General features: G+C 69.1%; 21 protein-coding genes. 9 read left to right on the top strand and 12 right to left on the bottom strand.

Annotated features, from left to right (window positions below; genetic code table 11):
• Positions 1-88 precede the first annotated feature (88 nt).
• Both lpdA and MA875_RS10785 read right to left on the bottom strand, forming a co-directional pair.
• Positions 89-1477 (bottom strand): dihydrolipoyl dehydrogenase, encoded by a 1389-nt coding sequence (lpdA, locus tag MA875_RS10790; RefSeq protein WP_248242294.1) that lies wholly within the window; start codon positions 1475-1477, stop codon positions 89-91.
• Positions 1474-2946, bottom strand: a complete 1473-nt coding sequence (locus tag MA875_RS10785) for a leucyl aminopeptidase (protein WP_248242293.1) — start codon at positions 2944-2946, stop codon at positions 1474-1476. Before MA875_RS10785 ends, lpdA begins: the two co-directional genes overlap by 4 nt.
• A gap of 82 nt (positions 2947-3028) precedes the next feature.
• On the opposite strand from MA875_RS10785, the gene MA875_RS10780 reads away from it, so the two are divergent.
• From MA875_RS10780 to MA875_RS10770, 3 genes are all read left to right on the top strand, one after another.
• Positions 3029-3949 carry a proteasome assembly chaperone family protein gene (locus tag MA875_RS10780; RefSeq protein ID WP_248242292.1) on the top strand — a complete coding sequence of 307 codons (921 nt, stop codon included), beginning with the start codon at positions 3029-3031 and terminating at the stop codon, positions 3947-3949.
• A gap of 239 nt (positions 3950-4188) precedes the next feature.
• Positions 4189-5553 carry an RNA polymerase sigma factor gene (locus MA875_RS10775; protein ID WP_248242291.1) on the top strand — a complete coding sequence of 455 codons (1365 nt, stop codon included), beginning with the start codon at positions 4189-4191 and terminating at the stop codon, positions 5551-5553.
• 12 nt (positions 5554-5565) lie between these two features.
• On the top strand, positions 5566-6264 hold the full coding sequence (locus tag MA875_RS10770) for a coenzyme F420-0:L-glutamate ligase (RefSeq protein WP_248242290.1): 699 nt from the start codon (positions 5566-5568) through the stop codon (positions 6262-6264).
• Positions 6265-6274: 10 nt separating this feature from the next.
• Here MA875_RS10770 and MA875_RS10765 read toward each other — a convergent pair whose 3' ends face one another.
• Genes MA875_RS10765 through MA875_RS10755 form a run of 3 tightly spaced genes read right to left on the bottom strand, consistent with a single transcriptional unit; the run spans position 6275 to position 9960 of the window.
• Positions 6275-7195, bottom strand: coding sequence for an AEC family transporter (locus MA875_RS10765; protein WP_248242289.1), 921 nt, complete (start codon positions 7193-7195; stop codon positions 6275-6277).
• 26 nt (positions 7196-7221) lie between these two features.
• Positions 7222-9120 (bottom strand): alpha-amylase family protein, encoded by a 1899-nt coding sequence (locus tag MA875_RS10760; protein ID WP_248242288.1) that lies wholly within the window; start codon positions 9118-9120, stop codon positions 7222-7224.
• 21 nt (positions 9121-9141) lie between these two features.
• Positions 9142-9960 carry a DNA-formamidopyrimidine glycosylase family protein gene (locus tag MA875_RS10755; protein WP_248242287.1) on the bottom strand — a complete coding sequence of 273 codons (819 nt, stop codon included), beginning with the start codon at positions 9958-9960 and terminating at the stop codon, positions 9142-9144.
• Between the two features lie 291 nt (positions 9961-10251).
• Between MA875_RS10755 and MA875_RS10750 the strand changes: the two genes are divergently transcribed.
• From MA875_RS10750 to MA875_RS10740, 3 genes are read left to right on the top strand one after another with little or no spacing between them, the layout of a single operon-like run.
• On the top strand, positions 10252-11355 hold the full coding sequence (locus MA875_RS10750) for a tyrosine-type recombinase/integrase (RefSeq protein ID WP_248242286.1): 1104 nt from the start codon (positions 10252-10254) through the stop codon (positions 11353-11355).
• Positions 11356-11357: 2 nt separating this feature from the next.
• The gene (locus tag MA875_RS10745) at positions 11358-11684 is read left to right on the top strand and encodes a helix-turn-helix domain-containing protein (RefSeq protein ID WP_248242285.1); all 327 of its coding nucleotides are present in this window, start codon (positions 11358-11360) and stop codon (positions 11682-11684) included.
• Positions 11681-13132, top strand: coding sequence for a site-specific integrase (locus MA875_RS10740; RefSeq protein ID WP_248242284.1), 1452 nt, complete (start codon positions 11681-11683; stop codon positions 13130-13132). Before MA875_RS10745 ends, MA875_RS10740 begins: the two co-directional genes overlap by 4 nt.
• Positions 13133-13155: 23 nt before the next feature.
• On the opposite strand, the gene MA875_RS10735 is transcribed toward MA875_RS10740, so the two are convergent.
• Both MA875_RS10735 and MA875_RS10730 read right to left on the bottom strand, forming a co-directional pair.
• Entirely contained in the window at positions 13156-13518 is a 363-nt protein-coding gene (locus tag MA875_RS10735; RefSeq protein WP_248242283.1) for a hypothetical protein, read from the bottom strand.
• A gap of 119 nt (positions 13519-13637) precedes the next feature.
• Positions 13638-14585 (bottom strand): SMP-30/gluconolactonase/LRE family protein, encoded by a 948-nt coding sequence (locus MA875_RS10730; protein ID WP_248242282.1) that lies wholly within the window; start codon positions 14583-14585, stop codon positions 13638-13640.
• Positions 14586-14692: 107 nt separating this feature from the next.
• Here MA875_RS10730 and MA875_RS10725 point away from each other — a divergent pair, with 107 nt between their 5' ends.
• Positions 14693-15631: a pseudouridine-5'-phosphate glycosidase gene (locus tag MA875_RS10725; RefSeq protein WP_248242281.1), complete on the top strand. Its 939-nt coding sequence runs from the start codon at positions 14693-14695 to the stop codon at positions 15629-15631.
• Positions 15625-16467: a carbohydrate kinase family protein gene (locus MA875_RS10720; RefSeq protein WP_248242280.1), complete on the top strand. Its 843-nt coding sequence runs from the start codon at positions 15625-15627 to the stop codon at positions 16465-16467. Before MA875_RS10725 ends, MA875_RS10720 begins: the two co-directional genes overlap by 7 nt.
• Positions 16468-16487: 20 nt before the next feature.
• Here MA875_RS10720 and MA875_RS17815 read toward each other — a convergent pair whose 3' ends face one another.
• The 3 genes from MA875_RS17815 to MA875_RS10705 all read right to left on the bottom strand — a co-directional run bounded on the left by MA875_RS17815 (position 16488) and on the right by MA875_RS10705 (position 18219).
• Positions 16488-17081, bottom strand: a complete 594-nt coding sequence (locus MA875_RS17815) for an HAD family hydrolase (RefSeq protein ID WP_248242279.1) — start codon at positions 17079-17081, stop codon at positions 16488-16490.
• 64 nt (positions 17082-17145) lie between these two features.
• Entirely contained in the window at positions 17146-17925 is a 780-nt protein-coding gene (locus MA875_RS10710; protein ID WP_248242278.1) for an SDR family oxidoreductase, read from the bottom strand.
• Positions 17926-17955: 30 nt separating this feature from the next.
• Positions 17956-18219, bottom strand: coding sequence for a DUF6458 family protein (locus MA875_RS10705; protein WP_248242277.1), 264 nt, complete (start codon positions 18217-18219; stop codon positions 17956-17958).
• A 130-nt stretch (positions 18220-18349) separates the two neighbouring features.
• On the opposite strand from MA875_RS10705, the gene MA875_RS10700 reads away from it, so the two are divergent.
• Complete coding sequence (locus MA875_RS10700; protein WP_248242276.1) at positions 18350-18913, top strand: dihydrofolate reductase family protein; 564 nt, start codon at positions 18350-18352, stop codon at positions 18911-18913.
• Between the two features lie 23 nt (positions 18914-18936).
• On the opposite strand, the gene MA875_RS10695 is transcribed toward MA875_RS10700, so the two are convergent.
• The gene (locus tag MA875_RS10695) at positions 18937-19698 is read right to left on the bottom strand and encodes an SGNH/GDSL hydrolase family protein (RefSeq protein ID WP_248242275.1); all 762 of its coding nucleotides are present in this window, start codon (positions 19696-19698) and stop codon (positions 18937-18939) included.
• A 19-nt stretch (positions 19699-19717) separates the two neighbouring features.
• A complete protein-coding gene (locus tag MA875_RS10690) occupies positions 19718-21076 on the bottom strand; it encodes an MFS transporter (protein WP_248242274.1) in 1359 nt (452 codons plus the stop codon).

The following is a 21076-nucleotide window of genomic DNA, read 5'->3' as shown; positions in this document are numbered from 1 at the left end:
TCTCCTTCGGGGTTGCCGATGTCTTGTCTAGCTTAGTGATGCGCCCGCAGGCCCGTGTCAGGTCCGCGCCGGCGCGAGGTGCGACGGCTCACAGGGCGTGCAGCGGTTTGCCTGCAAGAGCGAGGAAGGCCTCGCCCAGAGCCTCGCTCTGCGTCGGGTGGGCATGGATGAACGGGGCGATGTCTTCGGGGTGAGCCTCCCAGCCGACGACGAGCTGCCCCTCGGTGATGAGCTCCCCGACACGATCACCCACGAGGTGCACGCCGATCACGGGCCCGTCCTTGAGGCGGACGACCTTGACGAGGCCTCCTGTTCCGATGATCTCGCTCTTGGCGTTGCCCGCGAGGTTGTACTCGTAGGCCTGCACCGCGTCCGCACCGTGGACCTCCGCAGCCCGCGCCTCGGTCAGACCGACCGACGCGACCTCGGGGTGCGAGTACGCCACGCGGGGGATGAGCTGCTCGGGGATGATGACGGGGTTCTCCCCGGCGATCGTCTCGGCGACGAAGATGCCCTGCTGGAAGCTGCGGTGAGCGAGCTGGAGGCCGGGGACGATGTCACCCACGGCGTAGACGTGCGGCACCGAGGTCTGCAGCCGCTCGTCGGCGACCACGAAGCCGCGATCCAGACTCACCCCCGCTTCCTCCAGCCCGAGACCGGCGGTGGCGGGACCTCGACCGACGGCGACGAGCAGGTAGTCCGCCTGCAGCTGCGAGCCGTCTTCGAGCGAGACGGTGACGCCGTCGGCGGTCTGGGCGGCCTCGGCGAATCGGACCCCGAGGGTGAAGCCGATTCCCCGGCGGCGGAAGGCGCGCTCGAGGGTTTTGCTCATCGCGACGTCCTCGGCGGGAACGAGGTGGTCCAGGCCCTCGACGATGGTGACGTCGACACCGAAGGACCGCCAGACGCTGGCGAACTCGACGCCGATCACACCGCCGCCGAGGATGATGACGCGGTCGGGGATCTCCTCCAGCTGCAGGGCCTGATCGCTGGTGAGGATACGGCCGCCGATCTCCAGACCTGGCAGAGTGCGACTGTACGACCCGGTCGCGAGGACCACGTCGGTGCCGCGATAGACGGTGTCGCCGACCCGCACCGCGGGCCCGGCCTCGAGCCGACCTTCGCCCTCGACCACGCGGATGCCGCGGGCCTTCAGCAGGCTCTGCAGCCCGCGGTACTTCTTCTCGACGATGCCCTCCCGGTAGGAGCGCACCCGGGCCGGGTCGATCCCGCGGAACTCCGCCTCGACCCCGATCTCGCCCGCATCCCGCACCGCGTCGGCCACCTCGCCGGCGTGGAGGAGGGCCTTCGTCGGTATGCAGCCGCGATGGAGGCAGGTGCCGCCCACCTTGTCCTTCTCGACCACGATGACGGATCGGCCGAGCTCGGCGGCGCGGAGTGCGGCCGCGTAGCCGCCGCTTCCTCCGCCGAGGATGACAACGTCGGCGGAGGTCTGCGAGGAGGCGTCGGGGGTCATCGGACGGCCTCGGTCTGCAGCAGGCGGAGAAGGCTTCGCACGGTCGCCCCGGTCGGCCCCTTGTCGGTGAAGCCGAACCCGCCACCCTTGTTCATCCCCACCCCGGCGATGTCGAGGTGGATCCACGGGATGCGCGCCGCGTCGTCGTCGGCGGTGCGGCCGACGAAGTGGCGCAGGAACAGTCCTGCGAACAGCGAGCCGCCGGCGGGGTCGCCGATCTTGGCGTTCTGCAGGTCGGCGATCGGAGACTCGAGCTCGTCGACCATGTGGGCCGGCAGCGGCAGCTGCCAGGCGAGCTCGGCGACATCCTCGGCGGCCGCCAGGTAGCGGGAGACGGCGTCGTCATCTCCCATGACTCCGGTGTGGCGAGTGCCGAGGGCGATGGTGATGGCCCCCGTGAGGGTCGCCACGTCGATGAGGAGGTCGGGATGCTCGCGGCTGGCGGCGACGAGCCCGTCCGCGAGGACGAGTCGTCCTTCGGCGTCGGTGTTCAGCACCTCCACCGTGGTGCCGTCGGCGATGCGCACGACATCGCCCGGTCGGGTGGCGCGCCCGGAGGGCATGTTGTCGGCGACGGCGAGCCACCCGGTGACGCGCACGGGAAGAGCCTGGGCCGCGGCCGCGCGGACGACGGCCAGAACCGTGGCGGCGCCGCACATGTCGTACTTCATCCCGACCATGGAGGCCGCGGGCTTGAGGGAGAGCCCGCCGGTGTCGAAGGTGATGCCCTTGCCGACGAGGGCGACGTGACGCGTCGCGCCCGCGGGGGCGTAGTCCAGTCGCACCAGGCGCGGGGGCCGCTCCGAGCCCTGACCGACACCCAGGATGCCGCCGAAGCCGCCGTCGCGGAGAGCGGATTCGTCCCACACGGTCACCTCGACGGGCAGGTCGTCGACCTCCTTCACGGCGCGATCGGCGAGATCCGCAGGACCGAGCCACTCCGCGGGGATCGACACGAGATCCTTGACCAGGGCGACCGCCGATGCCGTGGCACGCACCGCGTCGAGGGCCGCCGGGTCGAGGTCGTCGGTCCCGTGCACGATCACGCGGCTGGCACGACGTTTGGGGCCATCCGCCTTGTACCCGTCGAACCGGTAGCCGCCCAGCGCGGCGCCCTCCGCGGCGGCGAGGGTGTGCGCCGGGGAGAACGGCACCGTGACGGTCACGGTCTCGAAGCCCGTCAGGGCGCGAAGGGCCGCGCCGACCGCGTCGCGCACCGCCGCGGCATCCGGCTCGGCGCCCGTTCCGACGACGGCGAGCGGTCCAGACGTGACCTCCGGCGCGTAGATCCGTTGGAACGAGCCGGGCGACCCGCTGAAGCCTGTCGCGACGAGCGCCTCCTTCAGCCCGGGCCAGGCGTCCAGGGACGGCGCGGCGTCCCCGTCGACGGGGGGAAGAGCCACGACGACGGCGTCGGCGTCGATATCGGCGAGGGGAGCGGAACGGTATTCGAGGTCGGGGAACGACATGGGCTCCATCCTATGGAGCGGTGTTCGCTGTCAGCGGCAGCGGCCCGACTCTCGACGTCGCAGCGACTCGTAGCATGGAGCCATGCCTTACGCCGGTCCTCTCTACGAGCGCTCGGTCTCCGCTCCGGCTGTGCCGGCAGGCCTCCCGCTCGTGATCGCCCTCACCGGCTTCACCGATGCCGGGGGAGCGGTGGCTCGTCTCATCGAGTACATCCGCGACGACCTCGACCCGATCCCACTGGCCGTCTTCTCCAACGACATCCTGCTCGACTACCGCGCGCGCCGGCCGATCGTGACCTTCGAGGCGGATCACCTCACCGATTACCGCCCGCCGCGACTCGAGCTCTCGCTCGCGCACGACGCGCTCGGCGCCCCGTTCCTCGTCCTCGCAGGCTACGAACCCGATTTCGCCTGGGACGGCGTGTCGGAGGCCGTCCTCGAGCTGGCCTCGAGCTTCGCCGTCTCCTCGGTCACCTGGGTCCACGCGATTCCGATGCCGGTGCCCCACACGCGCCCCATCGGCACGACGGTGAGCGGGACCCGGGCCGAGCTGACAGAGGCGCATTCGGTCTGGCAGCCCCACACGCAGGTACCCGCGACCGTCGCGCACCTGCTGGAGTACCGCTTCACCGAGCGGGGTGCCGCGGTGGCGGGGTTCGTCCTGCTCGTACCGCACTACCTCGCCGACACCGAGTACCCCGCGGCAGCCCTCGCGGGCTTGGACAGCATCACGGTGGCGACCGGACTCGTCTTCGACGGAGACAACCTGCGGGAGGAGAACCGCGAGTACCTGACGAAGGTCGAGGAGCAGGTCGCCGGAAGCGACGAGCTGTCGCGGATGCTGCAGGGCCTGGAGGAGCGGTACGACGCGTACATGGCCGGCGCGACCAACGCGACCCCCATCCTGCACACCGGCGACCTGCCGAGTGCCGACGAGCTGGCCGCGGAGCTGGAGCGGTTCCTCGCCTCACGTCCGAGCAGCGACGAGGACAAGCGTCCCTGAGCCCGGCGTCGGGGGAATTCCGCGGCTCGCCGAGACGTTGTGCTGTGAGGGTGGGTCGAGGATTCGCGGGGGAGCGCGGATACGAACCGCCCGGACAGATGTGAGACAATGGATGTTCTGACCCATTGTCGTCCCCCGTCCGCTGCCCTGCGTACGGGAACGGGACTTGACAAGGGTCTTACTAGTGTCCGAAAGATACCGCCGCGGCGCTCCGCGTTCGTGACGGTGAAAGGCGAACCGTGACCGCAGGCACGAAGACGACGAACCGCACCACGAAGGACACCGACACCGCCGACACGGTCGAGGAGGTCGAGACCGCCGCCGAGGCTCCCGCGAAGAAGCGGCCCGCGGCGAAGAAGGCTCCCGCGAAGAAGCCCGCCAAGGCACCGGTCAAGGGCGGCAAGAAGAAGGCCGACGCCGACGACGTCGACGAGGAGATGGACGACGTCGAAATCGACGCCGACGAGGAGATCGCCGGCGACGAGGTCGATGAGGCCGACGACTCCGAGGGCGATGCCGACGCTCCGGCATCCAAGTCCGGCGCCGCGGCGACGACGACCGAGGGCGAGTCGGAGGACGACGAAGACGAGACCCCCAAGCCGGTCTTCGCCGAGCCGCTCCCGACGGGCGCCATCGTCATCTCCAACGACGAGGACGACATCCCCGTCTACTCGACGCAGATCACCGGCGCCACCGCCGACCCGGTCAAGGACTACCTCAAGCAGATCGGTAAGGTGCCGCTGCTGAACGCGGCCGAAGAGGTCGAGCTGGCGATGCGGATCGAGGCGGGTCTGTTCGCCGAGGAGAAGCTGTCGCACATGTCGGCGGCCGAGAAGGCGTCGCAGCTGGGCTTGGACCTGCAGTGGGTCGCCCGCGACGGTCAGCGCGCCAAGAGCCACCTCCTCGGCGCCAACCTCCGCCTCGTGGTCTCGCTCGCCAAGCGCTACACCGGTCGCGGAATGCAGTTCCTGGATCTCATCCAGGAGGGCAACCTCGGTCTCATCCGCGCCGTCGAGAAGTTCGACTACACCAAGGGCTTCAAGTTCTCGACCTACGCCACCTGGTGGATCCGTCAGGCGATCACACGCGCCATGGCCGACCAGGCCCGCACCATCCGCATCCCGGTGCACATGGTCGAGGTCATCAACAAGCTCGCGCGTGTGCAGCGGCAGATGCTGCAGGATCTCGGTCGCGAACCCACCCCCGAGGAGCTCAGCCGCGAACTGGACATGACCCCCGAGAAGGTCATCGAGGTCCAGAAGTACGGTCGCGAGCCGATCTCGCTGCACACGCCCCTCGGCGAGGACGGCGACAGCGAGTTCGGCGACCTCATCGAGGACACCGAGGCCGTCGTTCCGGCGGACGCTGTCGGCTTCACCATGCTGCAGCGTCAGCTGGAGTCGCTCCTGGACTCCCTGTCCGAGCGCGAGGCGGGCGTGATCCGCATGCGCTTCGGCCTTGGTGACGGTCAGCCCAAGACCCTCGACCAGATCGGCGACACGTTCGGGGTGACCCGCGAGCGCATCCGTCAGATCGAGTCGAAGACGATGGCCAAGCTCCGCCACCCCAGCCGGTCGCAGTCGCTGCGGGACTACCTTGAGTAAGCGGTCCGTCGCATGACCGGTGAAGCGAACGACGGCAAGGCCCTCACGGTCACCGTCGACGGCGAGTCGTTCGCCCGCATCCCGATCCGCACGCGGGTCGTGATGCCGGGCGATGATCTCGAGGAGTTCGTGCGCGAGTACGCGACGAGCCTCGTGCGGCCCGGCGACCTGCTGTTCGTGACCGAGAAGATCGTCGCGATCACGCAGGGCCGGTCCTACCCCCTGGAGGACATCCAGCCGCGACGCCTCGCACGCTTCCTCTCGCGGTACGTCACCCGTACCCCGCACGGCATCGGACTCGGCATGCCCGAGACGATGGAGATGGCGCTGCGCGAGTGCGGAACCCCCCGGATCCTTCTCGCCGCCGCGGTGTCGGCCGTGACCAAGCTGTTCGGACGCAAGGGCGACTTCTACCGGATCGCCGGCGACAAGGCACGCGCGATCGACGGACCCACCAGCGGCACGATCCCGCCGTACAACAAGGCCGTCGTCCTGGGCCCCGATCGCCCTCGTGAGGTGGCCCGACGACTCAAGGACCTTCTCAACGGCGTTCCCGAGGTTGCGGTGGTCGACATCAACGACCTCGGTGGCAACATCCTGGGATCCACGGTGAGCAGAGCCCGCGAGAACCAGCTCGTCACGATCCTGAAGGACAATCCGCTCGGCCAGGGCCACCAGTCGACGCCGCTGGGGATCATCCGCGCAGCCTGACCGGTGACCCTCAGCTGAGGATCGCGGTCACCGCGAGAAGGACGGGGATGCACCCGATCGTGGTGAGGAATACGCTATCCCGTGCAATCGCCTCGCCGACGTCGAAGCGTTGGGCGTAGTTGAAGACGTTCTGCGCCGTGGGAAGCGCGGCAAGGACGACGATCACGAGCACGTCGGCGCGGGGGAGTGCGAAGACGAGAGCAGCCACCGCCCAGGCGACGGCGGGCATGACCACGAGTTTCAGCGTCGTGGCGAGGATGACGTCACGTCGCCGTCCGTGCGCTCCGAGCACGCGCTGACCGTACAGCGACAGACCGTAGCTGATGAGCAGCACCGGCACGCAGGCGTTCGCCACGAGTTCGGCCGGCGCCATCACGACCTCGGGGAGCTCGATGCCGCTGATGGAGACCGCCGCCCCGAGAGCCGATCCGAGGACGATGGGGTTGGTCACCACGCGGCCGATCGTCTTGGCAAGTGATGACCGACCGGATGTCACGGCGTCGAGGATCGCCATTGTGATCGGAGTGAAGACCAGAAGCTGCAGGAGGATCACCGGCGCCGGAAAGGCCGCATCGCCCAGAAGGTACAGCGACAGCGGGATGCCGATGTTGTTGGAGTTCACCTGGCCGGCGCTGAGGCTCCCGATCGTCGTCTCGGCGACCGAGCGACGCCACAGCAGACGGGCGACGACGGCGTAGAGCGCGATGACCGTCACCGCCGCGATGGCCGATACCGGCAGCAGCGAGGAGAACAGGGTTCTCACATCGGCCTCGGCCAGGACGACGAAGAGCAGGAACGGCGACAGGACGAAGAAGGTGAGCCTCGCCAGCACGGGGCGGGCGTGTTCTCCCAGCAGATTGACGCGTCCGAGGATGTAGCCGATGAGGATCGCGACACCCACCACGACGAAGCCGGTGAGAGCCGAGAGCATCCCTCAAGGCTAGTGCGGCCCGACCCTCAGACCGGCCTCACGCGCAGCCAGACCACGCCGTGCGCCGGCAGCATGAGACCACCCTGCAGCGCGACGGGGGAGTCGGAGACGATCTCCGTGGCATCCGATCGGAAGCCCGAGAAGGTGACCGGCTCGATGAGCACCTCCGAGTCGGCGACATTGCCCAAGACGAGGATCGTCGATGCGGAGGCCACGCGCTGGAAGCCGACGACCTGCGGGAAGGGCGTGTGGAACGGCACGAGCGGATTGCTCGCAGCGAACTCGGGGGAGCGCTGCCGGGCGTGGATGAGGGCCTGGAGCCGGGTGGCGATGCGTCCTGCGACGGTCGACAGATCGTGGCGGGAGGCGTAGGCGCGCTCGTCGCGGTGCGGCCGGTGCACCCACCGACTGTCGTCGGCGTGGGCGGGGTCGTCCCGGTAGCCGTAGTCGTTGAGCTGGCCGACCTCGTCACCGAGGTAGATCAGCGGGATCCCTCCGGTGGACAGGGCCAGGGCATGAGCGAGGATGACGCGGTCCTCACCGCCGGGGTCTCCGGCCTCGACGCCCGCGAGCGAAGCCGTCGTGCCGGCGATCCGGGCGTCGCCCGTCTTCGGGTTCTCCTGGAACGGCTCACCGCGCGAGAAGGTCCCCTCGAAGCGGCCGACGTAGAAGTCATTGAGGAACCGGCGGTGCGGATAGCCGGCGATGCCGAGCTCTGCGGCATCCTCGTCGGCGAATGTCCATCCGATGTCATCGTGACTGCGGACGTAGTTCACCCAGGACGTTCCCGCCGGCAAGGCGTGGCGCTCGTCAAGGGCCTTCTGCAGCAGCCGGGCATCGCGGGTGGCGAGGGCTTCCCACCCGAGCGCCATCTGCAGCGGGTTGTACGACAGCTGGCACTCATCCGGCGAGATGTACGTGATGACCTCGTCGGGGTGGACGATCGCCTCGGACTTGAACAGCACGGAGGGCGCGGCCAGTCGGAGCACGAGGTTGAAGGCGCGCAGGAGAAGGTGCGCCTCCGGGAGCGATTCGCACGGGGTGCCCAGGCGCTTCCAGATGAACGCGACCGCGTCCATGCGGAGCACCTCAACGCCCTGATTGGCGAGGAACATCATCTCCTGCGCCATCGCGCGGAACACTCGGGGGTTGGCGTAGTTCAGATCCCACTGGAAGTGGTAGAACGTCGCCCAGATCCAGCGACCGTCCGGCAGCTGCACGAAGGCGCCCGGGTGGTCGTCGGGGAAGATCTCCCGCACCGTCTCCTCGTACCGGTCGGGCATGGTGCGGTCGGGGAAGATGAGGTAGAAGTCCTCGTAGTCGGGGTCGCCGGCGACGGCCTTGCGCGCCCACTCGTGCTCGTTGCTGGTGTGGTTGAAGATGAAGTCGAGCACCAGCGAGATGCCCGCCTCGCGGAGGTCGGCCGACAGGGCGGCGAGGTCGGCCATGGTGCCGAGGGGCGGGTCGACTTTCCGGTAGCTCGACACCGCGTAGCCGCCGTCGTTGTTCCCCTCCGGCGAGTCGAACAGGGGCATGAGGTGCAGGTAGGTCAACCCCAGCTCCTGGAAGTAGGGGATCTGCGCGCGGATGCCGGCGAGGGTGTCGGCGTAGCGGTCGACGTAGCAGACCCCGCCCAGCATGCGCTCCGACAGGAACCAGTCGGGGTGGGCAATGCGCTCTGCGTCGAGGGCTTTCAGTCCCGCCGGTCGATCGCGCCATCCCACGGCGGCGGCGGCGACCACCTCGGCAAGAGCTTCGCGTCCGTCGTCACGGTCGCCGTACAGCTGGAGGAAGAGCCGGTGCAACTCGGGAAGGACCTCGGCCAGGCGCTCGCTGAAGCCCGGATCGGGGACGCCGAGCGCCGTCCGGGCCGCTGCGGTGGCGGCGTCGAGGTCGAGCCCGGAATCAGGACTGAGACGGGACATGGCGCTCCACATCATCGGGGATCACGACGTTCGCATCGTATCGCTCACGCCTGTCTCCGGCTGGCACCGGGGGCACCACCACGTCCGACGGCGGCCCGGATCGTCGGGCACCTCGGCCGCGACGTGGATCGTCGTCCCGCATCGAAGACAGGGTCGGCCTGCCCGACCGACGACCCAGTGGGTCGAACCGCGGGACCGATTTCCCGTGGTCACCTGGTACATGCCGGGCACGGTGGCGGACAGGAGCAGGCAGCGCGCCGCGAGGCCGACGATCGCCGTGATGTCGGTCGCGCCGATCGGAACGAACGGATGGATGCCGCGGAGGAACGCGAGCTCGTTCACCCAGAGGTTTCCGAGCCCGGCGAGGTTTCCCTGATCGAGGAGCGCAGCGACGGTCGGTCGATCAGGTCGTCTCCTCAGCCGTCGGACCGCTTCGGCGGCATCCCAGTCTCGTCGAAGCGGATCAGGGCCGAGCCGTTCCCGCACCCGTTGCTCGTCGGCGGTCGGCGCGTACTCCATGACCGGCACATCGACGCCCCAGAGCGTCGCGCCGTCGCCGAGGGCGAATCGGCAGCGCACGCGGTGCAGCTCGGCGCGCGGCAGCGGACGTCTCGTCACCGACCACGATCCCTGCATCTTCAGGTGCGTGTGCAGCGACCATCCGTCGTCGAACCGCGTGAACAGATGCTTGCCGTGCGTGTCATACGAGAGGATGCGTCGCCCGTCGAGCTTGGCGCCGGCATGCGCACCGGAGCGGAGTTCACCGGACACGATCGTCCGATCGACCGATGCGCCTTCGAGGCGCCGGGCGAGTCGATAGACGCTGTCACCCTCCGGCATCCCGCAACCTTAGGGCGTACCTGCGACATCCCTACGATCACCGATAATGCACATTATGTCAGCTTGACCACGACATCTTCGCGGCTGATGCGAATTGGCCTCTCCCCTCGACCTCCCTTGTGTGGCGCCGGATGAGCCGACACATCGGTGGCTACTCCCGCAAGGTGTGGTCGCTGCGGACGGCTCCAGCTCGGGATCGAAAATGCCGCTGACCTGGGTGTCGTTGTGTGCACTTGACAGGCGTTCGCGTTTTCTGCGAATGTTTCGCGTAATATGCGAACCTCTCCTCCTGTGGCCCCGGGTGCGGTTCCCGCGCATCTGCGGGCCGCGATCCCGCTGTTCAACGCCGAGGAAGGCGTATGGCTGGCAATGCTGGACGGCTGGGCGGCGCAGCAGCTCGCCCGCAACCTGTCGGCGTCGACGGTGGACAAGCGCCGCACGATCGTGACCCGGTTCCGGCTGTTCGCGGACAGCTATCCGTGGTCGTGGTCCACGCCGATGGTGGACGAGTTCTTCCTCGAGCTGCGCGCACTGCGCGGCGCGTCCCACTCCACCGTGCTGGGCTATCAGAACGCGCTGCGACTCTTCCTGGAGTACCTGACCGACCCCGCCTACGGCTGGGTGCAGCACTGCTGGGACCGCTTCGGCGATCACCCGACGCAGCTGCTGCACGAGTGGAACACCGCCCGCCACTCCCAGGACGCGATGGCCGGCCCTGGCAAGCGCCCCTACACCCGGGACGAGATCCAGGACCTGTTCGACTGCGCCGACGACCGGGTGATGCGGATCCGCCGCGCCGGCGCGAAGGGCTGGGTCGCCGCGTTCCGGATCGCGACGATCATGAAGACCGCCTACGCCTGGGGATTGCGCCGCAACGAGGTTCGGCAGCTGGATCTGGTCGATCTGGCCGCGAATCCTCGCGCCCGCCAGTTCGGTGACGTCGGGATCCTTTATGTCCGATATGGGAAGGCGATGCGCGGCTCTCCCCCGAAACGCCGCACCGTGCTCACCCTGCCCGAGTTCGACTGGATCGTCGAATGCCTCGGCGAGTGGCGGGAGCAGGTCCGCCCGCTGGTGGCCCCGCCGAAGTCCACCGCACTCTGGCCCAGCGAACGCAGCGGCATGCTCGCCGCTGACTCCCTCTCCCGCGCCTTCAACGAGGTCAAACGCGAGGCCGGCCTCGACGACGATCTCGACTTCCACTCGCTGCGCCGCTCCTACGTCACCCACCTGGTCGAGGACGGTTACGACGCGTTCTTCATCCAGCAGCAGGTCGGCCACGAGCACGCCTCGACCACCTCGATCTACACCGGCCTCTCCCCGGACTACCGGGCCCGCGTCGTCGACGACGCGATCGCCCGGATGGCCGCACAAGCAATCACGAAGGAGCACTGAGCATGCAACGTCGAATCGAGCACGGCTGGCGGCTGCGGGAACTGATGGCCGCCCGCGGGATGAACACCATCTCCGACCTGATCCCGCACCTCAGCGATCGCGGCATCCACCTCTCGGACTCGCAGATCTATCGCCTCGTGGGCGGCACCCCGGAGCGCATGAACCTGAACCTGCTGGGCGCGATCCTCGACACGCTGGACTGCAGCTTCGAGGAGCTCTGCCCCATCACGGTCCAGGCCGCGCCCGATCGCGCCACCGGAACCGCCGACGCCGCCCCCGCACAGGGCGCGTTCCGGCCCGCCCGCGCGCGAATCCGCAAACCGCAGTGACCCCTGGAAGGGCGCTGCGGGAGTGCGCGCGCTGCGCGCGCAGCGATGTCAGGTTCGCGACGACTTGGCCAGAGGGATCGATCTGCCGCCGCTGCTACCAACGCGCCACCCGCATCCACGGCACCTGCCGCCCCTGCGGTCAGCACCGCCTGCTGCCCGGCCTCCTGGACGAGACCCCGGTCTGCGTCGACTGCGCCGGCATCCCGAAAGACTTCCACTGCACCCGCTGCGGCCGCGAAGACGAACCCGTCCGCGTCGGCCTCTGCGCCCACTGCTGCCTCACCGACGACCTCACGGCACTCCTCGCCGACCCAACCGGCGCGATCAACCCCACCGTGATGCCGCTCTTCACCGCGCTGACCCAGCAGACCCGCGCCCGCAGCGCCCGCACCTGGCTGACCGTCAACCCCGACGCCACCAGACTGCTCCGAGACCTCGCCCACGACGTCGTCCCCATGGAGCATGCGACGTTCACCGACCACCCCGAGCCCACGAAAGTCGCCTTCCTCCGAGAGCTCTGCATCGAACACCGACTGCTCCCCCCAGTCCACCTCGACGTCGAACGATTCGCCACCTGGCTTGACGCCAAACTCCCCGCCGCGCACCCCGCGGACGCCCGCCTGATCAAGCAATACGCCCGCTGGGTTCACCTCAACAGGCTGCAGCGTCTCGCCGACGCCGGCGACTTGAAGAAGGGCAGCTTTCTCGCCGCGAAGCAATCCACCACCGTCGCACTCGACTTTCTCGCGCACGTCCGCGGCGCAGGACTCGCCCCCGCTACCTGCACCCAGTCCTGCGTCGACGACTGGCTCGCCACCGGCCCCACCACGCGCAGCCTGGCACGCACATTCGTCCGCTGGGCGATCGCGCACCGACACATCCCGTCGCTGACATTCCCCTACCGGGTGGCCAAGACCGAACCCGTCATCACCCAACAGCAACGACTCGAGCACATCGCCCGTCTGATCGAACCAGGCGACAAACTCACAACCGACGAACGCGCGGCAGCCCTCCTGCTCCTCCTCTACGCGCAACCACTCACCCGCATCGTCGGCATGCAGCTCGTCCAAGTCCGCGACGAGCACAACGCGCTCACCGTGTCGTTCACCGACGACGCGCTCACCATTCCCGGCCCGTTCGCGCAGATCATCCGGAACCACCTTGCGGCGCTACCGAATAGGAACACCGCCGCCCATCGCGACACCCCTTGGCTCTTCCCCGGCCGCCGCCCCGGCAAGCACCTGAACCAGACCACGCTGATGAACAAGCTCCGCGACGCCGGAATCGACCTCCGCGGTGCACGAAACGCCGCGATGCGCGCCCTCGTGCTCGAGCTACCCGCGCCCGTCGTCGCCGACTCGCTCAACTACAGCTACAACGTCACCGACAAACACCGCCGCAACGCCGGCGCCACTTTCCTTGACTACACCTCAAGACGAACCCGTTGACCCCTTGCAGTTGGGCCCGTCTCTCACGCGAGTGCAGGGATCCAGGCTGCAGCAACGAACCCTGCGACACCCAACACCAGCAGCACAACGATCCCCGCGCCGACGACCCTGGGCCACCGCCGGGAGAGAAGCACAGTCGCAACGATCGCGGCGAGATACGCGAGTGCGATGACCACAGTCCAAACGGTTGCAGCGGCCAGCCGATCATGAATGAAGCAGTTTCCCGGGCCTGGCAACACGAGAGAACAAGCCTCTGGCCCAACCGGCACGGCGACCCACCAGATCAAGCCGACCGCGACGAGCGCGACCAGAGTCACGACCAATACTCCGATCAGCATGACCGTCGTCGGCCGGGCGGAGGAACGTCGTTCGTCGAGGGCCCTCATTTGCCCATCGTAAGAGGGAGGCCGCGTCCCTTGCATTAGCCGGTCGCGAATCCGCCGGGACAGCACTCACGTCGGTGACGTGGGACGATGTCACGCAGGGAGTCCTCCCCTGCAGCGGGTCAGCGATCCACACGCACCGCGTCGTAGTCGGTCGTGGGCGTCGGCGGGGTTCCGAATCGGGCGTTCGGCAGGTAGAGATCCTGTCGATACGCGGCCACCGTCGTCGGCACACGGAACGCCGCACTCGTGATGATCTCCTCGAGCGTCCCCGCGGTTCCCTGCACGTCGAGGCGGAACGCCGCCACCTGGTTCAGCCGGTTCTGCACCACGTAGAGCGTGCGATTGACCACCAGAAGGCCGTCGCCGTTCACGAGTGAGTAGCCGCCCAGGTCCACGGCCGTGGCGACACCGGTTTCGGGGTCGACGCGGAAGAGGATGCCCGTGGCCGACTGGACCACCAGCAGCGCCTGACGGTTGGTCGTGAGCGCGATGCCGTTGGCGTTGAAGCCTTCCCGCTGCACCCACTCCCCCGTGAGCGGCAGCGTGACGATCTCGGACGGATCGGGCAGATCGCCTGAGCGCGGGACGGGCAGGAAGTACAGCTCTGCGGCCGAGGAATTCGTGAACCACGCGCCATCGCGGGTCAGGACGACGTCGTTGATGAATCCGCCGGGCGCCGTCAGCTGGTAGCGTGCGAGCTCCTCGCCGGTGGCCGCGTCGACGACGCGGGCGACACCCGTGGGTCCGCCCGCGATGAAGAGCCTCCCGCGCTGGTCGACCTTGAGCCCCGCAGCGGGGACGCCCGGCCCGTCACTGATGATCGATCCCTCGCCGCTGCGCACGTCTGCGGCGTAGATGTCGCCGTCCACGAGCGAACCGAAGTAGGCGGTCCCCCGGTTGTCGACCGCGATCCCCTCGGGCTGGAAACCGTCCGGGAGGCGGATCTGATCGACCGACGCGCCCCGTGCTGCCGGTGGTGCTGCGGCGGCTCCGGTCGTCGGCAGCGCTGCGAGGAGACCCGCGACAGCGAGGGCGGGGAGGGCGAGGGCGAAGCGTCGGCGCGTCATGGCCAGAGCCTATGAGCGGTTCCGAGAGGGAAGGGCCGAGATGAGAAAGGTCTCAGACATCAGCCGCCGTCCTGATTGACTGATCCCGACAACCGGACGGAGACCCGATGACCTCACCCCGACACACCCTCGGCGGACTCGTCGTCGCGCCGGACGTGCAGGACGCCCTGGACCGCGGCATCCCCGTCCTCGCGCTGGAGTCGACGATCTTCACCCACGGACTCCCCCGGCCCCGTAACCTCGAGGTCGCGCGGGAAGCGGAAGACCGGCTCCGCGACAGCGGCGTCGTCCCCGCGACGATCGGCGTCGTGGACGGGCGTCCGACCGTCGGCCTCTCCCCCGCGCAGATCGAACGCCTCTCGAACGACGACGCGGTCGTCAAGCTGAGCCTGCGCGATCTGCCGGTCGCCGCGGCAAAGGGTTTGAGCGGTGGAACGACGGTGGCGGCAACGGCATTCCTCGCGCACCGGGCCGGAATCCGCGTGTTCGCCACGGGTGGTCTCGGCGGCGTCCACCGTGATGCGCAGCAGACCTTCGACGAGTCGGCCGACCTGCCGACGCTCGCGGCTCTCCCCCTCGTCGTCGTCAGCGCAGGGGTCAAGTCGATCCTCGACATCCCCCTGACGCTGGAGCGCATGGAGACCCTGAATCTCACTGTCGTGGGCTACCGCACCACGGACTACCCAGGCTTCTACATCGCCGACTCGGGGCTCGACATCGACTACTCCGCCGAGTCCGCCACCGAGATCGCCGACATCGCCCGTGCCCGCGACGCGCTCGGCATCGCCTCGACGCTCCTCGTCGCTCGTCCCGTCGACCCCGAGGTGCAGCTCCCGCCCGCTCTTCACGATGAGGTGCTCGCCCGCGCCCTGCAGGCCGCCGCGGCGGCCGGGATCTCCGGTCACGACACCACGCCGTTCCTTCTGGACCAGATGCAGCGCGAGACCGGGGGACGAAGCCTCGATGTCAACGTCGAGGTGTACCGGGGCAATGTCGCCCTCGGCGCCGAGATCGCCGCCGCTCTCGCCGGCGGCGACGGATGCTGACCGTCATCGGAGATCTCCTGGCCGACATCGTGGTCCTCGGGGCCTCTTCCCTGGAGCGCGGCACCGACAACCCGGTGACGATCACCCACACCCGGGGCGGCAGCGCCGCCAATGTCGCCGCGGTCGCGGCGCCCGCGGCAGCCGTCCGATTCATCGGCAGGGTCGGATCGGATGCCGAGGGCGAGGCGCTCGTCCACGAGCTCGAGCGCTCCGGGGCCGAGGTCTTCGTGCAACGCGCGGGACGAACCGGGTCGATCGTGATCCTCGTCGATGAGCTCGGCGAACGGACGATGCTCACCGACCGCGGCGCCGCCGCGGAGCTGGAAGCGATCGATCCCGCATGGCTCGAGGGCACCCGCTGGCTGCACCTCCCGCTGTACGGGTTCGCCGATGCGCTCTCGCGTGTCGCCCTGCTCTCGGCAGCCGCGTGGGCGCGCGAACGCGCGGTGCCCGTGAGCGTCGATCTCTCCAGCGTCGCGACGATGCGGGCGCTCGGGAGCGAGAGGGTGCGCACCCTCCTCGTCGACCTCTCCCCCGCCGTGGTGTTCGCCAACGCCGAGGAGGCGGTGTTCCTCGACGAGTTGCGGGTCGGCCTCCCGGCAGGGACGGTGTTCGTCGTCAAGCGCGGCGGTGACCCGGTGCAGATCCGTCAGGACGACGACGTCACCCTTGTCGCCGTCGACCGCGTCGCGGATGTGATCGACACCACCGGAGCCGGCGACGCCTTCGCCGCCGGCTATATCGTCGCTGCTCTTCGCGGTGAGGACCCCGCCGGATCCGCCGTCGCCGGGTGCGCGTCGGCACGCGGAGCGCTGCGTCGTCCGGGCGCGCTGTAACCGGTGCGCCGTCGCCTGCCTCACCCGGTCAGCGCAGACTCCAGGTGGCGAGGATCGACGTACAGATGCGTCCGGAAGCCGATGCGCGCCGCCGCACGGATGTTGGGCTCGGCATCGTCGACGAAGAAGCACTCGGCGGGGTCGGAATCCAAAGACTCCGCGACGGCGACGAAGGCCGCGCGGGCCGGCTTGGCCACACCCAGCGTGCTGGAGTTGAAGACGACGTCGAACTCGTCGGACAATCCCAGGCGGTCGAGATCCGCATCCAGCCGCGTCGTGGCGTTGCTGAAGAGGGCGATGGTGCGGCGTCCTCGTTCCCGCCGAAGAAGGTGCAGCACTTCCTCATCGACGCGACCGGCCGGCAGCGACCACTGCGCGACGGCGCGACGGCCACCGGGTCCGAACGATGCTTCGAGCTCGAGGGCGATCTGCTCGCGCCACTCGTCGTCGGTGATCTCACCGGTGACGGCGCGGTGCAGGCGGGCGACATCGTCGAACACAGCCTTACGGAGTCGACCCGCCGGAAGACCGTGCGCTGCCTCGGCATCCGAGATGATCGCTGCGTCCCAGACCCGGAGGACTCCGTCGAAGTCGATCACGAGCGGTCCGATCACGCCGGAAGTCTAGCCCGGGAGGCATCGACCTCCCCGTGCGGGCGGGGCGCCGCAGCTGTCGCGTCTAGCCGGCGGCGAATCCGCCGTTGACCTTCAGCAGCTGTCCGTTGACCCACGAGCCCGCCGGGGACAACAGGAACCGGACGGTGTTCGCGATGTCGTCGGGCGTGCCGAGACGGCCTGCGGGGGTGGCGTCCCGCGTCCATCGCCGGGTGTCGTCATCCATCCAGCCCGTATCGATCGGCCCGGGGTTGATGACGTTCGCACGCAGCCCGCGCTCCCCCAGTTCGACGGCCGCTGCGATGACGATCCGATCCAGCGCGCCTTTGCTGGCGCCGTAGGGCAGGTTGTGCGCGGTGTGATCACTCGTCAGGGCGACTATCGATCCCGTCGCCTGTCCCTCCGTCGCATCCGGACGAAGCCGTTCGGCGAAGGCCTTGATGAGAAGCCACGTCGCCCGTGCGTTGACGGCGAAGTGGCGGTCGAAGCTCTCGACGTCGGTGGTGAGAACGGAACTGTCCACGGACTCGCAGTGAGACATCACCAGCGCTCGGAGGTCGCCTCTCACGGATGCTGCGGAGACGAGCTGCTCCGGCACGGCAGGGTCGGACAGATCCCCGCTGACGACCGTCACCGCCGCGCCCTCTGCGCGGCACGCGTCCGCGATATCGTCCGGGTCGGACGCACCGCGATCCAGTCCGACGCGCTCGTCGTACGCCTCCCAGTGGCTGAGGACCAGGTCCCACCCATCGCGGGCGAGACCGAGCGCGAGCGCGGCACCGATTGACCGACGTCGTCCGACCCCGGTGATCAGGGCGGTACCCGGCGGAGTCGTGGGGCTCATCCCTCGAGCCTACGGTCCGCCGGGCGCGCGTCAGAGTCCGGCGGCGTCGTCGGGACGGCTGGTCGACTGACGCGTGACCCGCTCGTTGGTCGCGGGGTCGACCGTCGTCCGACTGACCGACTCGGTACTCCGGCGACGGGCGAGCAGCACGATGCCGAGGAGGAAGACGACCGCTCCGGCGCCCATCAGGATGTAGCCGATGAGGTCGAGGTTCACCCACTCGACCTGAACGTTGACCGCGAACGCGAGGATCGCTCCGATGGCGAAGAGCGCGATGCCGGCACCAATACTCATGGGTCTCCCCTTTCCGGGTATGCGAGGGCGGTACCCGCCTTTACTGTGGCGCGCCGCGGACCCCCCGCGCACCCACTTGACATGCAGGGGTCGGATGCGGCATGTCGGACGTCGGTTCTAGGCTTCGGCCATGACTGCGGTGATCTTCCACACGGCGACGACCCTCAACGGTTTCCTTGCTGACGACCAGGATTCCCTGGACTGGCTGTTCGCGACACCCGGTGCCGCGGAGGCCGAGAGTGACTTCTCGACGTTCCTCGACACGGTCGGCGTCCTGGTGATGGGGTCGACGACGTACGAATGGGTCGTCGATCACGAAGAATTCCTCTCGCACCCGCAGAAGTGGACGGAGATCTACGGCGACCGGCCGACGTGGGTCTTCACCTCGCGTGATCTGCCCCGGATCGAGGGGGCGGATGTCCGATTCGCGCGGGGCGATGTGGCAGCGCAGTGGCCGGAGATCCGCCGTACCGCCGCCGAGCGCGTGGTCTGGATCGTCGGTGGCGGCGACCTCGCGGGCCAATTCGCCGATGCAGGGCTCCTCTCCGAGATCCGGCTCTCCGTGGCCCCGGCCACCCTGCCGGCCGGGCGCCCGCTCCTCCCCCGGCGCATCGGACCCGACCGACTTCGGCTCGAATCGATGACACGGGCGGGGCAGTTCGCCGAGCTCCGCTACGCGGTGCGCCCCGTTTGAGTGTCGACGTTGCCGCGAGGGGGTCAGGACGTCGACGGTGCGAGCGTGACCCACTTCGCGTACTTGGGCGCCCTGCCGTCTCCGGATGAGGTGCCGGTCAATCGTCGGCGCACCCACGGTCCGAGGTGCTCGCGGTAGTACTCTCTGCGGCCGAGCTGAGCGAGGTCGAGCTCGGGCAGCGACCACCAGTCGTCGGGCGGTGCGAAGCCCAGTGCGGTCAGGACGCGGGCCGCGACCCGATGATGGCCGCGGCTGTTCATGTGGAGCCGGTCGGCCGACCAGAACGGTGGCGCAGAGAGCTGGCGATCCGGCCAGTTGAGGGCGCGGATGACGTCGGGGCGGTCTTCGACGCGCCCGACCACGGCACGGGAGAGAAGGTCGCCCCGGCGCTGGATGACGCGGCTGAGTGGAAGCTGCGGCGAGGGATTGGCTCCGGAGAGGAGGATCAGACGCACCCCCTCCTCGTCGCATCGGCGCAGCACCTGGCTGAACGCGTCCGCGATCCGGCGGATCGAGGTGCGGGGGCGAAGCATGTCGTTGCCGCCGCCGTTGAAGGACAGGTGCGTGGGCTTCAGGGCCAGCGCGGGTTCGAGCTGCTCCTCGACGATAGGCCAGACCAGCTTCCCCCGGATGGCGAGATTGGCGTACTGGACCGGCTCGCCGCTCGCATCGGCCCATCCCTGCGCGACCAGATCCGCCCACCCGCGGGTGCGGCCGTCGGGACGTTCGTCGCCGACGCCCTCCGTGAACGAATCCCCGATGGCGACGTAGCGCACTGCACCCATCGGACCAGCCTACAAACGCTCAGCGGTCATCCAGAGCCCGGCCCCGCCGGTCGGACAGACCCCAGGCACCGGTCGCCGCGACGGCGAAGAAGACCGCGAAGACGACGAACAGCAGCGGCGCACCGCCCAGACCCAGCAGCGGCGGTACCGCGAGCGGCGCGATGATCGACGCGATCCTTCCGACACCCGCCGCCCAACCGGCCCCCGTCGCCCGAACCGAGGTGGGATAGGTCTCGGGCGTGATCGCGTACAGCGCGCCCCACGCGCCGAGATTGAAGAACGACAGCGCCATGCCCGTGGCGATCACGGTCGCCTCGCTCGTGGCCGTTCCGAACAGCATTGCCGAGACGGCGGAGCCGACGAGGAACACCGACAGGGTCGCGCGCCGGCCCCAGACCTCGATCAGCCACGCCGCCGCGGCGTACCCCGGCAGCTGCGCGAGGGTGATGATCAGGGTGAATCCGAAGGAGCGGACGAGGTCGTACCCCTGCGAGACCAGGATCGAGGGGATCCAGATGAACGCGCCGTAATAGCTGAAGTTCACACAGAACCACACCAGCCAGAGGCACAGGGTGCGAAGACGGAACTCGGCGCTCCAGAGCGCTCCGACCCCCGTACGCACGTGCGTGGTCTCGCCGCTGGAGACCGGCGACGGTGCGGCGGCCTCGGGCACCGACCCCCGTGAGAAGAGCGCCGGCGAGGTCTCGAACGACCGCAGCACCTCATCGGCCTCGCGCGCGCGGCCCCGTCGCTCCAGCCACCGCGCCGACTCGGGCAGACCCCAGCGCACCACGAGCGCATAGACGGCCGGGATGGCGCCGAGGGCGAAAGCCCACCGCCAGCCGTCTTCGGACGCGGGGATCACGAAGAATCCGATCAACGCCGCTGCGGTCCACCCGACCGCCCAGAACGCTTCGAGGATCACGATGACCCGGCCACGGATCCGGGCGGGCGCGAGTTCGCTGACGTAGGTCGAGGCGACGGGGAGCTCGGCGCCGAGCCCCAGCCCGACGACGAATCGCAGAACGAGGAGCGCCGCCACCGCCCCCGCCAGCGCACTGGCCCCGGTGGCCAGTCCGTAGACGAGGAGGGTGACGGCGAAGACCGAGCGGCGGCCGATGCGGTCGGCGAGCAACCCACCGAGACTCGCCCCCACCGCCATCCCGAGGAAACCTGCGGACGCGATGAGCGAGGTCTCCGTGCCGGTCAGACTCCACTGCTGGGCGAGGACCGCGATCACGAAGGAGATGAGTCCGACGTCCATCGCATCCAGCGCCCAGCCCACCCCCGATCCGGTCAGGACGCGGAGGTGCCGACGGGTGAAGGGCAGGCCGTCGAGACGGTCGCTGACCGAGCCGGGCGTCGTTCGGATGCTCAC

Origin of the sequence: Microbacterium kunmingense (assembly GCF_023155745.1) — a bacterium.
In the GTDB taxonomy this organism is placed as follows: Bacteria; Actinomycetota; Actinomycetes; order Actinomycetales; family Microbacteriaceae; genus Microbacterium; species Microbacterium kunmingense.
Note: the sequence above shows the minus strand (reverse complement) of the source record. Positions and strands in the feature narration are given on the sequence as shown.

What these genes read in the sequence shown, in the direction of transcription:
- MA875_RS10705 (WP_248242277.1), bottom strand. Translation starts at nt 18,219, where the DNA reads ATGAGTATTGGTGCCGGCATCGCGCTCTTCGCCATCGGAGCGATCCTC.
- MA875_RS10730 (WP_248242282.1), bottom strand. Translation starts at nt 14,585, where the DNA reads ATGACGCGCCGACGCTTCGCCCTCGCCCTCCCCGCCCTCGCTGTCGCG.
- MA875_RS10700 (WP_248242276.1), top strand. Translation starts at nt 18,350, where the DNA reads ATGACTGCGGTGATCTTCCACACGGCGACGACCCTCAACGGTTTCCTT.
- MA875_RS10695 (WP_248242275.1), bottom strand. Translation starts at nt 19,698, where the DNA reads ATGGGTGCAGTGCGCTACGTCGCCATCGGGGATTCGTTCACGGAGGGC.
- MA875_RS10785 (WP_248242293.1), bottom strand. Translation starts at nt 2,946, where the DNA reads ATGTCGTTCCCCGACCTCGAATACCGTTCCGCTCCCCTCGCCGATATC.
- MA875_RS10710 (WP_248242278.1), bottom strand. Translation starts at nt 17,925, where the DNA reads ATGAGCCCCACGACTCCGCCGGGTACCGCCCTGATCACCGGGGTCGGA.
- MA875_RS10780 (WP_248242292.1), top strand. Translation starts at nt 3,029, where the DNA reads ATGCCTTACGCCGGTCCTCTCTACGAGCGCTCGGTCTCCGCTCCGGCT.
- MA875_RS10720 (WP_248242280.1), top strand. Translation starts at nt 15,625, where the DNA reads ATGCTGACCGTCATCGGAGATCTCCTGGCCGACATCGTGGTCCTCGGG.
- MA875_RS10745 (WP_248242285.1), top strand. Translation starts at nt 11,358, where the DNA reads ATGCAACGTCGAATCGAGCACGGCTGGCGGCTGCGGGAACTGATGGCC.
- MA875_RS10735 (WP_248242283.1), bottom strand. Translation starts at nt 13,518, where the DNA reads ATGAGGGCCCTCGACGAACGACGTTCCTCCGCCCGGCCGACGACGGTC.
- MA875_RS10770 (WP_248242290.1), top strand. Translation starts at nt 5,566, where the DNA reads ATGACCGGTGAAGCGAACGACGGCAAGGCCCTCACGGTCACCGTCGAC.
- MA875_RS10760 (WP_248242288.1), bottom strand. Translation starts at nt 9,120, where the DNA reads ATGTCCCGTCTCAGTCCTGATTCCGGGCTCGACCTCGACGCCGCCACC.
- MA875_RS10765 (WP_248242289.1), bottom strand. Translation starts at nt 7,195, where the DNA reads ATGCTCTCGGCTCTCACCGGCTTCGTCGTGGTGGGTGTCGCGATCCTC.
- MA875_RS10755 (WP_248242287.1), bottom strand. Translation starts at nt 9,960, where the DNA reads ATGCCGGAGGGTGACAGCGTCTATCGACTCGCCCGGCGCCTCGAAGGC.
- MA875_RS10725 (WP_248242281.1), top strand. Translation starts at nt 14,693, where the DNA reads ATGACCTCACCCCGACACACCCTCGGCGGACTCGTCGTCGCGCCGGAC.
- lpdA (WP_248242294.1), bottom strand. Translation starts at nt 1,477, where the DNA reads ATGACCCCCGACGCCTCCTCGCAGACCTCCGCCGACGTTGTCATCCTC.